Raw genomic sequence first — 14,581 nt, 5'->3', positions numbered from 1 at the left:
CACAATATTCCTTTTTTTTGACGAATTTTTTTTCAAAATTCTTGAATACCAATATAATTATTAACTATAACCAAATACTTAAATTTATTCCGCAGTTTTAATAATCTGATCAGCTAATTTTACGACAGTAATTCTCTGATCCATGGCCTGATGGATTAACAATTGATGAGCTTCATACTCACTAATTCCCTCACGAGCAGCAAGAATTGCCTTTGCCCTAGAAACTTGTTTTTGACTATGCAGCTCTTGTTGTGTAGTCTCTAATTTTGACTGAACAGCTTGCATCTCTCTCCAGCGGGCATAAGCGATTTGGATTGCCGGCAAGAGATCACGTTCGGTTATTGGTTTAACCAGATATCCATAGACACTAACTTTTTCGGCTCGATTAATAAACTTTGTTTGACTATAGGCGGTCAACAATATAACGGGTATGTTCATGGTATGTAATATCTTTGCTACTTCCAGCCCATCTAATTTAGGCATCATAACATCAAGTATCGCTAAATCCGGAGCGAAGGATTTTGCTAACTCAACTGCCTTTAAGCCATTGTTTGCTTCTGCACAAACTATATGCCCAGCCCCTTGCAGCATTTCTTTAATATCCAGCCGAATTAAAGCCTCATCATCTGCAATTAAAATGGATAGTTCGCTCATAACTTTCCCTCCGAGTTATGTTTTGGAAAGCTTACTGTTACCACTGTCATTCCATTAATACGTTCCATTCCGAACTCTCCACCCAATTGATCTTCAACTAAGGAATCGACAATTTGCAAACCTAACCGTCGTTGCTTGACCTTATCAAAAGGCACTTCCGGTTCAGGACCATTGTCTCTTACCGTCAGAAGTATTTCTCCATTTTTCTCAATAATCTCAAGAGTAATGACTGCTCTATCTAAATGACGAACACCGTGTTTAAAACTGTTTGTCAGGATTTCATTAATCACAAGAGCCAACGGGACAGCTTTTATACTTGGCAGATGCAAATTCTGTCCTATAACATGGGCTTCGATGCTCTGCTCAGTCGAAGTCGAGCTTTCCAAAAGCGCCTTTAAAATACGCTGAGAAAGATCCTTTAAATCGACAGAATCACAGTTTTGACAGGCAAAGACATCATGCACCATGGCGATTGAAATAATTCGATTGATGCTTGCTGCGAATTCAGCTTTGACAGTATCCAAATCTGACCGTCTCATTTGTAAGCGAAGCAAGGCCGCAACATTTTGAAGATTATTTTTAACTCGGTGGTGTATTTCACGAATAACTGTACTCTTAGCGTTCAACTCACGTTCTTTTTTACGCAGATCTGTGATATCTCTTAAGGATATTACGCAACCGCTTAGATCTCCATAGGTGACTAAAGGATAAGCCTCAAAAAGATAGCTCTTATCCATGATACAAAACTCGGTAGGGCTTTTCAAAGCATCTAAAAGTTCTTCTAAACAGGAACAATTGAACAGAGCAAATAAAAAATCATGCCCAAGTGCCTCAAACCCGTGATACTCCTGATAGATCTTAGCAGCTTTTTTATTGACATAGGTAATCTTACTATACTTATTTAAGACAAATATCCCGTTTCCAACCCAATTTTCAAACTGAGAACCGGTCATTGACAAATTCATCAGCGTATTACTTAAGCGCTCTGCTGTCTGAGTTAAAAACTCAAATTGCTCTTCTTGTCGCAATTCTTCAGAGATATCTCTTTCCATAATTAATACACCAATGATTTTATCGCCAGGATTACGAATGGCTACTACAGTTTGGGCAATTGGAATCCCCTCTTGGCTAACTCCTCGAACATCCCGGCATGTTTCCCCAGTTATTAAGGTTCGATAAACTGCTGGTTCACTGGTTGCTAAGGCTAATTCTCCTACGACACTATTTCTGTACAAGGATCGGCATTTAGGGCGACCCCATGCTAATACTACAGCATCGACGCCATCCCTAATTGGCGCATCAATAAAGATATCTGTGCCTGTTAACTCAGCAGTATTGGGTATTTGTAAAATCATTGATTCTAAAATCTTAATATCTTCTTCAGTAAGATTCGTATACCTCAAACATAAACCTTTAACATTTTCGCAGTTCATTCAACTCCTCCAATCGCAAACGCAATGGAGCAACACTTTCCCCGTTCATCACGGATATTGGATAAAAGGGTTCTTCAATTCCTGCATAATTTAAGTAAGCTGTTGCTTGTTGGATATTGGCTTTAGGCAAGTCGACCTTCGTTATGATTCCGATGATTGGTTTGCGAAAAACTTTAGAAAATTGCGGAGGATAAAAAGATCGTTGTTTGGTTGCATCTTGAAGGGCCCAAATTTCTGAGACCTGATGGCTTGCATCAATTAAAACATGATAGAAACGGGGAATTTCCAGATATTCCCCCGGACAATCAATAAAGGTATTGCAAAAATCAAGCATTTGAGTTTTTTGATAGGTAACTTGCTCATTCATTAGGGTCTGTTTTAAGGAGGTTTTGCCGGCACCTATTCCTCCTATCAGTAGAATCCTGCCCATTAACTTCTTGTCACTTCAGCTGCTGTAAACCCTAAAATGTCAACTAGAGTATTGACAGCTGCTCTTATGGCTGCTTCTACACTGGATACATCCCCTGTAATGACTAGAGATCCGGTAAAGCGATCTAAAAAACCAAGTTCTATATCTCCTGCTTTACTTGCAGCATCGGCAGCAATAATCGCCGCTTCACTGGGGGTAATCGTCATAATCCCAATAGCACCTGATGTAACAATTCCTAATCTTTCATGAATATCTCCTTGAGGGTTCGGTATAATATGGGCCATAGTTACTTGTTTTCCAGGTACATATTCTTGAATCACTCGCTGTTTTTCAGTCAAAATGAGCACCACCTTTTCTGTAACACTTAAACTAAAAGTTAGACTGATTATTTCGTTGAAGAATATCAAAGTCCTTCTTTTTATTTATACCCGGCTTCTTTATAGTAGTTTTTCCGTATGACAAGGTCCGAAATATCGATTCCTTTTAGACGGTTCTCATATTCAACACTATTTTCAGATTCCCCCATGTATTGCCGGGTGGCCAATACCGCAAAACTCTTATTAGTGTTTAACAAGTTTCGTCCGAAAGCTGTACTAATGTAACGATCTTCTTCGATGCCTAAAAGATAAGCTATCGTGGGCATAGTATCCACCTGTCCACCTATGGTGAAAATCTCTTTCCCGTTCATTCCCTTATGATAAATGATTAGAGGTATCTTTTTACTGTCATCCAGCCACCAGCTTTCCTGGGGCTCAACCTTTTTCACTTCATCGTTATAGTATTTATGAACTCCGGTATGATCTCCATAGATAACAACAACGGTATTATCCAACACCCCACTTTGATCCAGCTTTTCCAAAAACAGGCCAATTTGTTCATCCGTATACCGAATACTTTGAAAGTATCCACCTAACTTTGAATTATTCAAATCTTCACTTAGATTTAGGGATCGATACTGTTCAGGTAAGTCAAAAGGGTTATGGCTTGTTAACGTAACCATAAAATCATAAAATGGTTGTTTTTGTTCCGAAATAATCGGGGCTATTTGCTTAAAATAGCTGCCATCACTAAGACCTAAGCCAATTTTCTCTTCCGTATTAAATCGCGAATCGTCCATTGTCTTTTCGAATCCAATAGCAGTCAAGGCGGGCATCCAATTCCAATATGAGCCCTTATCCGGATGAATGGCTAAGGTATTATATCCATCCTCATTCAAAATCTTAGGAAGTGAATTATAGGTATTGTTAGGAAACCGAAAAAACGCAGAACCAGTACGAATCGGATAAACAGAGGTGTTCGCCATTAAGTCAGCATCAGAGCTTGATCCATTGTATACTTGCTCATAGAAATTCGAAAAGTATAAACTATTAGCCAGAAGTTTATTAAGATTTGGAGTAATTTCTTGGCCATTAATTTGTTGATTGATGACAAAATTTTCAAGCGACTCTACTTGAATCATGACCAGGTTTTGCCCCTTGAACATCCCCTTATAATCATTTGGCGGTAATTTCTCTTGATTTTGAGCGAGCCAATTCTTAATTTCATTCTGTTCTTCCGGTGTTAATTGGGAATCCTTAAGATCTTTAAAATAGTTGTAAGTATCAAACATATGGTAGCCCAGGGGGGATAGGTTTGACATTGTCTGATTCGGAGACCAAGCAACTCTGAACAGCATAGTATCTTCATTCCCACTTAAATCCATTTGAACATGCTGGTAATATATATACGAGACTGAAAGCACCGAGAGGATCAGAAATGTATAAACACTTCTTTGAACCCTGCTGTAAAATGCTTTATACACTAAGCCCAGTCCCGCCAAAAATAACAAGTCAACAACGAAGAAAAAATCAACCGGACGCAACATTGAAATTATACTACTAAAAAGATTGTCCAGATTTGTGGTTTGACTAAGCAAATATGGTGATACAAAGCTACTGTACCCACGATAATACATCAAATTAGTAATTAGGAGAAGTGAAAATAAACTATTGCAGGCTACTAGACACCAGAAACGGGCTTTACCCTTAAATAAATAGGAGAAACTCAAGACTACCAGAATAAATGCAATGTAAACATCTAAAGGAGGAGCTGAACTAAAGCTATAAAAAGCTTTTATATGGTCATATTTAGTTGCATTATCATTGTTAATTAAGCCAATAAATAGTATGGACTTGTGTAGCATGGCTGCTGTAGTGAACGCTAGAACGAAACCCTTAACTTCTAGGCAGGATATGATCAGAGTTTTTAAGCACATAACTAGGTAGCGAATACTACTAAGAGGATTACTATATTTTGAGCTTGTTTTTACAAGCTCATCTTCTATACGAGCCAAAATCACCATTCCCTCACAATAAAATCACTCAACTTAGTTTTATTCGACAAAACTTTGCTTTTCCCTTTACAATACTGAGGGTTTTCGCTAGATTTTGCAATATCATATTTTAATTATCTTCTTAACCTCATTAGTTTTACGGTTATAAACGGGACTTCTCATTAGCAATGATTCGGCTCAAATAGGAAATCCAAGATTAATAGCTAAAAGCCCTAATTATCTTGGATTTCTGCATGAATTACGGGAAAGCTATAGTGTATTCATTTCTGAGGCTTTACTGAGCAGTAATATATACACTTTCATAATGGCTAAATGTTTCTGATATAAATTACAAGGAGCTAATTATGGCCAACATATACTGGTATTATCTTATCGCTATTATTGGGCTGGGAGCCACCGTTTTTTCCATCTATAAAAAGCAAACTGTCAAACGTTCTACCTTTCTTGTTTTCTACCTCTTTACAACATGTATCACATGGATCGGTGAATTTGTCGTCCTTGGCTTGCTTGATGCTTACGCCTATAAAACAGGCATTTTCTCTGATCCTTGGGCACAAAACATATTAGGTCATCTAATACTTAATTCCACTTTCTATCCCGGAACAGCTATATTAGTTGCAGCTAATTGCCTGGGATATGGATGGATTTCTTTTATAACTATTATCTATTTACTAATTGAGTATTTGTGTTTGAAATCAGGAATATACGAACATCACTGGTGGAAGTATTACATGACAGGTTTCTTGATTTTTTTCTTTCAAGTATTTTCTAAAAAGTACTTTGCTATGCTCAATCCCACTAAGTCGAGACTCATCAGGAATATTACATTTTACTTTGTTGGGTTTGTACTTCTACATTACCCCATTCCCGTACTTTTACTGTTAGGAAAACAATACTATAACGTTAATTGGGCAGAAAATTTATATTTATCGAGTACGATGTTTATATTCACTTATCAATTATTTGAGGTCATATTTTTAGTTATCTGTGTATGTATCCTTAAAAAATGGTATTTTAAACTCATACCATTCTGCATTGCATTTTTTGGTCAATATATTCTTATGAAATTAAATATTCTTGTTGTAAAAGACGGATGGAATCTCCTCTACTCAATGATACTTTACTTTTCTAGCATAGTTGCCTTTATCATAATTGAAAAGTATTCCTTAAAGATGAAGGTACAATAGCAAATTGGAACGGGTAGAACCCCGGCTCCCCAAATTCGCCCACGTGGGCGAATTTAAGACACCCCAGATGAGGTGGAAGGATGAACATAAAGAAAGACCATCTCTAACGAGATGGTCTTTCGCTTGTTTTACCTGGCGATGACCTACTTTCCCAGGGGCTATGCCCCAAGTATCATCGGCCCTGGAGGTCTTAACTTCCGTGTTCGGTATGGGAACGGGTGGAACCCCTCCGGCATAATCACCAGATGTCTGAGATAGTCGCTTTCTTTCGAAGGCTGTTCTCTCAAAACTGCACAGAGTCTATCTAGTATTGTCTAAGAATTTGAGCCACTCACCTTAGAGTCTCGATTTAGGTCAAGCCCTCGACCGATTAGTACCAGTCAGCTCCACACGTCACCGTGCTTCCACACCTGGCCTATCAACCTGATCATCTTTCAGGGGTCTTACCAGCTTTCGCTGTGGGAAATCTCATCTTGAGGTCGGTTTCGCGCTTAGATGCTTTCAGCGCTTATCCGCTCCGAATATAGCTACCCAGCTATGCCTCTGGCGAGACAACTGGTACACCAGGGATTCGTCCATCCCGGTCCTCTCGTACTAGGGACAGATCCTCTCAAATTTCCTGCGCCTGCGACGGATAGGGACCGAACTGTCTCACGACGTTCTGAACCCAGCTCACGTACCGCTTTAATGGGCGAACAGCCCAACCCTTGGGACCTACTACAGCCCCAGGATGCGATGAGCCGACATCGAGGTGCCAAACCTCCCCGTCGATATGGACTCTTGGGGGAGATAAGCCTGTTATCCCCAGGGTAGCTTTTATCCGTTGAGCGATGGCCCTTCCACTCGGTACCACCGGATCACTAAGCCCGACTTTCGTCCCTGCTCGACTTGTAGGTCTCGCAGTCAAGCTCCCTTTTGCCTTTACACTCTTCGCGCGATTTCCAACCGCGCTGAGGGAACCTTTGGGCGCCTCCGTTACTCTTTAGGAGGCGACCGCCCCAGTCAAACTGCCCACCTGATACTGTCCTAATCCCCGATTCAGGGGACCTAGTTAGAATTTCAGTACAAAAAGAGTGGTATCCCACCGTTGACTCCACCAAGGCTGGCGCCCTAGCTTCTTAGTCTCCCACCTATCCTGTACATTTTATACCAAAATCCAATGTCAAGCTACAGTAAAGCTCCATGGGGTCTTTCTGTCCTGTCGCAGGTAACCCGCATCTTCACGGGTATTACAATTTCGCCGAGTCCCTCGTTGAGACAGTGTCCAGATCGTTACACCTTTCGTGCGGGTCAGAACTTACCTGACAAGGAATTTCGCTACCTTAGGACCGTTATAGTTACGGCCGCCGTTTACTGGGGCTTCAATTCAAAGCTTCGGGTTGCCCCTAACCTCTCCTCTTAACCTTCCAGCACCGGGCAGGTGTCAGCCCCTATACATCTCCTTTCGGATTAGCAGGGACCTGTGTTTTTGTTAAACAGTCGCCTGGACCATTTCTCTGCGGCTCTTGTTACCAAGAGCGCCCCTTCTCCCGAAGTTACGGGGCTATTTTGCCGAGTTCCTTAACGAGGGTTTTCTCGCGCGCCTTAGGATTCTCACCCCATCTACCTGTGTCGGTTTACGGTACGGGCACCTAGTCACTCACTAGAGGTTTTTCTTGACAGCTTGGAGTCGGTTACTTCGCTACTAATTTTCGCTCCCCGTCACGTCTCAGAGTCTCGCAGGGCGGATTTGCCTACCCTACCTCCTACTCGCTTGGGCCAACTCAACCAACGGTTGGCTTAACCTATCCTTCTGTGTCACCCCATTGCTCAAACATTTCTAGGTGGTACTGGAATCTCAACCAGTTGTCCATCACCTACGCCTTTCGGCCTCGGCTTAGGTCCCGACTTACCCTGGGCGGACGAGCCTTCCCCAGGAATCCTTAGATTTTCGGCGGGAAGGATTCTCACCTTCCTTTTCGCATACTCATACCGGCATTCTCACTTCTATCCACTCCACCAGACCTTACAGTCTGACTTCTCGGCTGATAGAACGCTCCCCTACCCCTGCAGTAAAACTGCAAGCCATAGCTTCGGTGATACACTTGAGCCCCGTTACATTTTCGGCGCAGAACCACTCGACCAGTGAGCTATTACGCACTCTTTAAATGGTGGCTGCTTCTGAGCCAACATCCTGGTTGTCTGTGCAATTCCACATCCTTTCCCACTTAGTGTATACTTGGGGACCTTAGCTGATGGTCTGGGCTGTTTCCCTTTCGACTATGAAGCTTATCCCCCACAGTCTGACTCCCAATCTAAATCTGATGGCATTCGGAGTTTGATAAGGTTCGGTAACCTGGTAAGGCCCCTAGCCTATTCAGTGCTCTACCGCCATCGATCATCAATTGAGGCTAGCCCTAAAGCTATTTCGGGGAGAACCAGCTATCTCCGTGTTCGATTGGCATTTCACCCCTACCCACAGCTCATCCCCTGCCTTTTCAACGACAGTGAGTTCGGGCCTCCAGTGGGTTTTACCCCACCTTCACCCTGGCCATGGGTAGATCACACGGTTTCGGGTCTACAGCATGTAACTTGCGCCCTCTTCAGACTCGCTTTCGCTTCGGCTCCGGCTTCTCACCTTAACCTTGCTACATACCGTAACTCGCCGGTTCATTCTACAAAAGGCACGCTACCATCCATAATTGGACTGTAACTGCTTGTAAGCGTACGGTTTCAGGTTCTTTTTCACTCCTCTTCCGAGGTGCTTTTCACCTTTCCCTCACGGTACTGGTTCGCTATCGGTCGCTAAGTAGTATTTAGCCTTGGGAGGTGGTCCTCCCTGCTTCCCACGGGGTTTCACGTGTCCCGCGGTACTCAGGATTCCCTCACAGAATGTCCTTCTTTCGTCTACAGGAGTGTTACCTTCTTTGCTCGACCTTTCCAGATCTGTTCGACTAGAATTCCATTCTTAAAAGAGGGTCCTACAACCCCGAACCCCGAAGGATTCGGTTTGGGCTCTTCCCGTTTCGCTCGCCGCTACTCAGGGAATCGATGATTCTTTCTTTTCCTCCAGGTACTTAGATGTTTCAGTTCCCTGGGTTGTCTTCTTCAACCTATGTATTCAGTTGAGGATAACCGGACATGACTCCGGTTGGGTTGCCCCATTCGGGTATCCATGGATCAAAGCCTGCTTACGACTCCCCATGGCATTTCGCTGTTAACCGCGCCCTTCTTCGACTCTTAGCGCCTAGGCATCCACCGTACGCCCTTAATAGCTTGACCTATTGGTCGCTACTTTTAGGTTTACTCAATACTTACGTATTGATGTGAATTCGTTCGACTTTACTAGTTTTCTCTATGCAGTTTTCAAAGAACAGTGAATTTGGTGGAGGTAAGCGGGATCGAACCGCTGACCCCCTGCTTGCAAGGCAGGTGCTCTCCCAGCTGAGCTATACCCCCATTTCAATATTCCGAATTTGTATATCGATTTTGGTGGGCCTAGATGGATTTGAACCATCGACCTCACGATTATCAGTCGTGCGCTCTGACCAACTGAGCTACAGGCCCATTTTCGATATTCGCATTCGCGTTTTTGAGATTCCATTACTATGGTCTCTCAAAACTAAACAACAGCTGTTTCCAATGAGTTGCCGATCCCTCGGCGTGAGTCTTGCGACTCGTTATTGATCTCTCGTCGAACTTAGTTTTTCAACCGATGTTCTTCGTGAGAATCGACCACTAGGATGTTCGTTTAAAGCCTAAGCTCTAAACCGTTCTCCTTAGAAAGGAGGTGATCCAGCCGCACCTTCCGATACGGCTACCTTGTTACGACTTCACCCCAATTATCGGCCCCACCTTCGACGGCTAGCTCCCTTTCGGGTTACCTCACCGGCTTCGGGTGTTGCAGACTTTCGTGGTGTGACGGGCGGTGTGTACAAGGCCCGGGAACGTATTCACCGCAGTATGCTGACCTGCGATTACTAGCGATTCCGACTTCATGCAGGCGAGTTGCAGCCTGCAATCCGAACTGAGACCGGCTTTCTCGGATTTGCTTCACCTCGCGGCTTCGCTTCCGTCTGTACCGGCCATTGTAGCACGTGTGTAGCCCAAGACATAAGGGGCATGATGATTTGACGTCATCCCCACCTTCCTCCGGTTTATCACCGGCAGTCTATCTAGAGTGCTCAACCTTACTTGTTAGCAACTAAATACAGGGGTTGCGCTCGTTGCGGGACTTAACCCAACATCTCACGACACGAGCTGACGACAACCATGCACCACCTGTCTCTACGCTCCCCGAAGGGCACTCTCTAGTTTCCTAAAGATTCGTAGGATGTCAAGCCTTGGTAAGGTTCTTCGCGTTGCGTCGAATTAAACCACATGCTCCACCGCTTGTGCGGGCCCCCGTCAATTCCTTTGAGTTTCAACCTTGCGGCCGTACTCCCCAGGCGGAGTGCTTATTGTGTTAACTGCGGCACAGAAGGGGTCGATACCCTCTACACCTAGCACTCATCGTTTACGGCGTGGACTACCAGGGTATCTAATCCTGTTTGCTCCCCACGCTTTCGCGCCTCAGCGTCAGTTACAGTCCAGAAAGTCGCCTTCGCCACCGGTGTTCCTCCACATATCTACGCATTTCACCGCTACACGTGGAATTCCACTTTCCTCTCCTGTCCTCAAGATTCCCAGTTTCCGATGCACTCTCAGGGTTGAGCCCTGATCTTTCACACCGGACTTAACAATCCGCCTACGCGCCCTTTACGCCCAATAATTCCGGACAACGCTTGCCCCCTACGTATTACCGCGGCTGCTGGCACGTAGTTAGCCGGGGCTTCCTCCTTGGGTACCGTCATGTGGCCTCAATATTTTCAAAGCCACCGTTCTTCCCCAAAGACAGTACTTTACAATCCGAAGACCTTCATCATACACGCGGCGTTGCTCCGTCAGACTTTCGTCCATTGCGGAAGATTCCCCACTGCTGCCTCCCGTAGGAGTCTGGGCCGTGTCTCAGTCCCAGTGTGGCCGTTCACCCTCTCAGGCCGGCTACTGATCGTCGCCTTGGTAGGCCTTTACCCCACCAACTAGCTAATCAGACGCGGGTCCATCCATAATCGATAGCATGTTCAGAGGCCATCTTTCCTTAACGCTTGATGCCAAGCTCTAAGATTATCCGGTATTAGCCCTCGTTTCCAAGGGTTGTCCCGGATTTATGGGTAGGTTACCCACGCGTTACTCACCCGTCCGCCACTAAGAATTTTTCTAAGCAAGCTTATCAAATTCTCCGTTCGACTTGCATGTGTTAGGCACGCCGCCAGCGTTCGTCCTGAGCCAGGATCAAACTCTCCAAAAAAAGTTATTTCACTTCTTCTAGAAGAAGATGATTGACTCATGATTTATTTTGAAACCCCTAAGAGTTTCTCTCATTGGCTGTCCTTGTTGTTTAGTTTTCAAAGACCATGAATTTTGTTTGACCCGTTTGGGCCGGAATCACATCTTAGCATTTTCAACTCTCGTTGTCAATAACTAATTTTGTATTTAGCTTGATTAACTAGGTTTGAGCCTTAACCTTCTCCCTGTTAACCTCTGCGCATCTTTGTGGCGCTCAGTTATAATACCATTTTCGTTCTTTACTGTCAACTGTTTTCAAGAATTTTTCCCAATATAATTTCCCTGAATTTCATTGATGTAATTTTGGTAATTAACCATAGTTATTACGGGAAAGTCCCTCATGTCAATCTACAATTTCAACCCATTATCAGTTGCTTGAAACTCAGCTTTAAACCTTTCATCATTAATTATTTGTTCAATCATCTCTTCCTTTTCCGCTTGTGAGTATTCATAAAAGATTGGATTCAAATCCCATTCCTTTTCTTCAGGATAATACCGCAGATTTGCTCTCACGGTTTTTTCTGTCTCATAATTCTTGAAAACCAATGTCAAGGCGTAATTATTAAAATTGTATTCCCTATCAAATCCTGAGCCGTTAACAATAATATCTGAAATCTCCATTCTTGTAATCCCTCCTACTAAACTCACCTTGTTATTATGTTGCTTCATTAGCTTCACTATACAGGTTGGCTTAGAAAAGAGGGATTATATTAGAAACTTATAATAAATAATAAAATATATTAACCTTTCTAAATCAACTTAATTGTATAATCATCTAATAAAACGGGAATTAGTTGTATTCCAGCTTTTGTCCTTGATTCTATTTTAACATCTTTCATCTCAACTTTAGTCACAATCCCGCTATCCTGTATAACGTTTACTACATCCTCATTCCTAACCAGCATTACCCCCACAAGGTAACCGGTAGTATTAGAATCTACCTTTCCAATGGCAATCCCTTTTCCAGCTCTGCCTTGAGGTTTGTATTCATCCAAAGCAGTCCTTTTTAAGAACCCTCGTTGCGTAATTGTTAATAAGTCTGAAAGAGGATTACCTTCATTGACACACATTAAGGCATCGACAATCCAGTCTTCATTACCTATCGTCATTCCTTTAACACCGCGTGATTTACGACCCATAGGGTTTACTTCCATAACCAGGAATCGAATCACTTGACCCCTGCTGGTGGCAAGCAATAATTCTCCTTGCCCGTCACTAAGGAAAACTTTAACCACACTATCATTATTTTTCAGGCCTATCGCTTCTGAGGAACGAGCATTAATAAAATCGCTTACCGGGCTCCTCATAACTTGTCCACTCTTTGTAACAAAAACAAAGAAATGATCTTCTATCACATCATTAACGGCGAGAATAGAAGCTATACTTTCTCCGGAAGGCAAGGTAAAGAGATTAGTAAGCGGCCCCCCTTTATCTCTATTTTTTCCTTCAGGTATAGTTTTAGAGTTAATCGAGTAAAACTCTCCCGATCGAGTAAAGAAAAACAGTCTATCCTTATTGCTGCAGATTAACTTTTCCTGTAAGGTATCCCCATCCTTAAAGGAACAAACAAGGGCGTTATCCTTCTTTTTTGCTTGAAGCGGAAGACGTTTGATAAACCCATTTGCTGTCAAGGCGACTTGGAATATACACTCAGGTTCTCCAAAGGCACTTAGATCAATCTCATTCCGCATTTCCTCAGGTAAAATAGTAGTACGACGGTCATCCCCATGCTTATCTGCAATATCCTTAAGCTCTTTTTTTATAATGTCATATACCTTATTAATATCAGCCAAAATACTTTCCAGCTCATTGATTAGCTTTAAAATATCGGCATGCTCTTTTTTAATACCCTCAAGTTCAAAGTTCGTTAAATGTTGGAGTTTCATGTCCAAAATAGCTTGAGCTTGAATCTCAGATAATTCGAAACGGGTAATTAGGGAAGCCTTGGCAATTGAAGGGGTTTTACTGGAACGAATAGTAGCGATCACTTCATCAAGATTATTAATGGCAATAACTAAACCTTCCAAAATATGAGCCTTTAAACGAGCCTTTTCTAAGTCGAACTCTGTACGTTTAGTGACGACGATTTTTCGATGCTGGATAAAAGCTGCATTAATTTCCTTTAGCCCTAGTACCTTAGGAGTACCTTCGGCAGTAATAACTAAGTTAATAATTCCAAAGGTGTCTTCCAATTGAGTGTGTTTATAAAGAAGACGTAAAATATTCAGCGGATCAGCTTCTTTCCGGCATTCAACAACGAGCCTAATTCCCTCGCGATCAGACTCATCTCTGACTTCACTAATCCCTTCAATTTTTCCTGAATCAGCCATCGTCTCAATCTTGGCAGCCAGTGTTGATTTATTGACTTGATAGGGGATTTCGGTAATTACTATGAGACTTTTACCGTTTTTTCCTTGCTCTATTAAAGCTTTTCCCCGCATCGTTACTTTACCGCGTCCTGTTTTGTAAGCATTTATAATGCCTTCGTTACCAATGATCAGTCCTCCGGTGGGAAAGTCTGGACCGCTCACCTTTTCCATAAGCTGCTCAACCGAAACCTGAGGCTGATCTATTTGAAGTATTACACCAGCTATGACTTCGCGCAAATTATGAGGAGGTATATTAGACATCATTCCAACAGCAATTCCTGATCCCCCGTTAACTAAAAGGTTAGGAAAAGGACTCGGCAGAACAACCGGCTCTTTGAGTCGTTGGTCATAGTTTTCTTTAAATAGCACGGTGTTTTTCTCGATATCTTGAGTCATCAGCTGGGATAAGGGAGTCATTCTCATTTCCGTGTAACGCATTGCCGCTGCATTGTCTCCGTCAATGGACCCAAAATTCCCCTGTCCATCTACCATTGGATACCGTGTAGCCCAAGGTTGGGCCATACGCACTGCTGATTCATAAATTGAGGAGTCTCCATGGGGATGATACTTACCCATGCAGTCCCCCACTAAACGAGCAGACTTGCTATAGGGCTTATCAGTATGCATTCCTATTTCGTCCATAGAAAACAAAATTCGGCGATGAACTGGTTTCAGCCCATCCCTAACATCAGGAACGGCTCGTTGTAAGATAACATGTTTAGAATAGCCTAAAAATGACTCCGGTAAAACATCCTCCAGCGGACGCTGGATAATGTTGTCTTCAGTTATGCTCATCGGGTATAAACTCC

8 protein-coding genes, 2 tRNA genes and 3 rRNA genes are annotated in these 14,581 nt (G+C 42.9%); 1 reads left to right on the top strand and 12 read right to left on the bottom strand.

Going from position 1 to position 14,581, the window contains the following annotated elements; all coding sequences use genetic code 11:
- Positions 1 to 84 precede the first annotated feature (84 nt).
- The 5 genes from DESMER_RS08460 to DESMER_RS08440 all read right to left on the bottom strand — a co-directional run bounded on the left by DESMER_RS08460 (position 85) and on the right by DESMER_RS08440 (position 4,858).
- Entirely contained in the window at positions 85 to 654 is a 570-nt protein-coding gene (locus DESMER_RS08460; RefSeq protein WP_014902632.1) for an ANTAR domain-containing response regulator, read from the bottom strand.
- Positions 651 to 2,087 carry a sensor histidine kinase gene (locus tag DESMER_RS08455; RefSeq protein WP_014902631.1) on the bottom strand — a complete coding sequence of 479 codons (1,437 nt, stop codon included), beginning with the start codon at positions 2,085 to 2,087 and terminating at the stop codon, positions 651 to 653. The genes DESMER_RS08460 and DESMER_RS08455 overlap by 4 nt, the downstream gene beginning before the upstream one ends.
- On the bottom strand, positions 2,068 to 2,517 hold the full coding sequence (locus DESMER_RS08450) for a EutP/PduV family microcompartment system protein (RefSeq protein WP_014902630.1): 450 nt from the start codon (positions 2,515 to 2,517) through the stop codon (positions 2,068 to 2,070). The genes DESMER_RS08455 and DESMER_RS08450 overlap by 20 nt, the downstream gene beginning before the upstream one ends.
- Positions 2,517 to 2,855: an ethanolamine utilization microcompartment protein EutS gene (eutS, locus tag DESMER_RS08445; protein ID WP_014902629.1), complete on the bottom strand. Its 339-nt coding sequence runs from the start codon at positions 2,853 to 2,855 to the stop codon at positions 2,517 to 2,519. The genes DESMER_RS08450 and eutS overlap by 1 nt, the downstream gene beginning before the upstream one ends.
- Before the next feature lie 80 nt (positions 2,856 to 2,935).
- A complete protein-coding gene (locus tag DESMER_RS08440) occupies positions 2,936 to 4,858 on the bottom strand; it encodes an LTA synthase family protein (RefSeq protein ID WP_427854272.1) in 1,923 nt (640 codons plus the stop codon).
- A 335-nt stretch (positions 4,859 to 5,193) separates the two neighbouring features.
- Here DESMER_RS08440 and DESMER_RS08435 point away from each other — a divergent pair, with 335 nt between their 5' ends.
- A complete protein-coding gene (locus DESMER_RS08435) occupies positions 5,194 to 6,036 on the top strand; it encodes a hypothetical protein (RefSeq protein ID WP_014902627.1) in 843 nt (280 codons plus the stop codon).
- A gap of 130 nt (positions 6,037 to 6,166) precedes the next feature.
- Here the strand turns inward: DESMER_RS08435 and rrf are convergent.
- From rrf to gyrA, 7 genes are all read right to left on the bottom strand, one after another.
- Positions 6,167 to 6,282, bottom strand: a 5S ribosomal RNA gene (gene rrf / locus DESMER_RS08430).
- Positions 6,283 to 6,386: 104 nt separating this feature from the next.
- Positions 6,387 to 9,297 (bottom strand): 23S ribosomal RNA (locus DESMER_RS08425).
- Between the two features lie 101 nt (positions 9,298 to 9,398).
- Positions 9,399 to 9,474 (bottom strand) — tRNA-Ala (locus tag DESMER_RS08420).
- 31 nt (positions 9,475 to 9,505) lie between these two features.
- Positions 9,506 to 9,582 (bottom strand) — tRNA-Ile (locus DESMER_RS08415).
- A gap of 216 nt (positions 9,583 to 9,798) precedes the next feature.
- A 16S ribosomal RNA gene (locus DESMER_RS08410) occupies positions 9,799 to 11,365 on the bottom strand.
- The 16S, 23S and 5S rRNA genes sit together here with 2 tRNA genes alongside, the layout of an rRNA operon.
- A gap of 386 nt (positions 11,366 to 11,751) precedes the next feature.
- A complete protein-coding gene (locus tag DESMER_RS08405) occupies positions 11,752 to 12,024 on the bottom strand; it encodes a hypothetical protein (protein WP_014902626.1) in 273 nt (90 codons plus the stop codon).
- A gap of 128 nt (positions 12,025 to 12,152) precedes the next feature.
- Positions 12,153 to 14,567 (bottom strand): DNA gyrase subunit A, encoded by a 2,415-nt coding sequence (gyrA, locus tag DESMER_RS08400; protein ID WP_014902625.1) that lies wholly within the window; start codon positions 14,565 to 14,567, stop codon positions 12,153 to 12,155.
- Positions 14,568 to 14,581: the final 14 nt, after the last annotated feature.

This window comes from Desulfosporosinus meridiei DSM 13257, from assembly GCF_000231385.2.
GTDB lineage: Bacteria > Bacillota > Desulfitobacteriia > Desulfitobacteriales > Desulfitobacteriaceae > Desulfosporosinus > Desulfosporosinus meridiei.
The sequence above is the reverse complement of the archived record's forward strand: the minus strand, read 5'-3'. Positions and strand labels throughout refer to the sequence as shown.